We start from the raw sequence: 1077 nt of genomic DNA, 5'->3' as shown, positions 1-1077 counted from the left end.
TGTCGGCCAGGGCGAAGTATCCTATCCATCCGCCCAAATAGGCGTTCAGGTGCTCTATGCGCTCGGCCATGCTTACGGGTTTATTCCGGGCAGTTATCTCCCGGATTTTCGTTTTCACCCGGTCGATAGTTTGCGGTGCTAAGCGGATAAGGATTTGCCCTGCTCTGGCTTTATACATGCTAAACCCCAGGAATTTCAGTTTCCACGGCCGGTCTACCGCACTCTTTTCCTCGTTTATCTTGAGCTTCAACCGTTCCTGCAGGAACTTACGGATACTTGCCATGACCCTTTCTCCCGCCCGTTTGCTTTTGACGTAAATATTGCAGTCATCGGCGTAACGGACGAATTTGTGGCCCCTCTTTTCCAGTTCTTTGTCCAGGTCGTCTAGTAGAATGTTGGCTAATAACGGGCTTATTGGTCCACCCTGGGGCGTTCCTTCTACCGTCTCCATGACCACTCCATTTACCATGACGCCTGCGGTAAGATAGCGGCGGATAAGGGTAAGTACCCTCTTGTCCGTTACTTTCCGGGCCACCCGGGCCATGAGGGTGTCATGGTTTACCCGGTCGAAATATTTCTCGATGTCCAGGTCTACCGCCCATTCGTATCCTTCTTCTACGTACTGACGTGCCTTCTTTACCGCGTCGTGGGCTCTCCTTCCGGGTCGGAACCCGAAACTGCTTTCTGAAAACTGCGGCTCGAAGATTGGCGTCAATACCTGCAGGAGTGCCTGCTGGATCAGGCGGTCCATTACGGTGGGTATCCCTAACATCCGTTTGCCTCCCCCGGGTTTCGGGATTTCGACCCGGCGCACGGGCTTTGGTCTGTAGGTTCCCGCGAGCAGTTCTTCCCGGATACGCGGCCATTCGGCGCGGATTTGGTCCCGAAGCCGTTCGGTCGGGATGCCATCCACGCCGGGTGCGCCTCCGTTCCGCTCTACCCGCTTTAGGGCGGCCAGCATGTTTTGCCTTTCCACCACCTGTTCCATCAGGCCGCTACCTTGGCCTCCGCGAGGTGACGTCCCGCTTTGTGCCGGAGAAGAACTCGGCCCTCCCGCGGTCCCCTGTGGCTTCACCA

1 protein-coding gene is annotated in these 1077 nt (G+C 56.4%); it reads right to left on the bottom strand.

All coding sequences use genetic code 11. The features are described from left to right. On the bottom strand, positions 1–1075 hold a 1075-nt coding region (ltrA, locus tag FLZ89_RS15445; protein WP_373995623.1), incomplete at its 3' end, for a group II intron reverse transcriptase/maturase. Between the last annotated feature and the right edge of the window lie 2 nt (positions 1076–1077).

It is taken from the genome of Moorella sp. E306M (assembly GCF_006538385.1).
GTDB lineage: Bacteria > Bacillota > DSM-521 > Neomoorellales > Neomoorellaceae > Neomoorella.
This window is presented reverse-complemented; position numbering and strand designations above follow the sequence as displayed.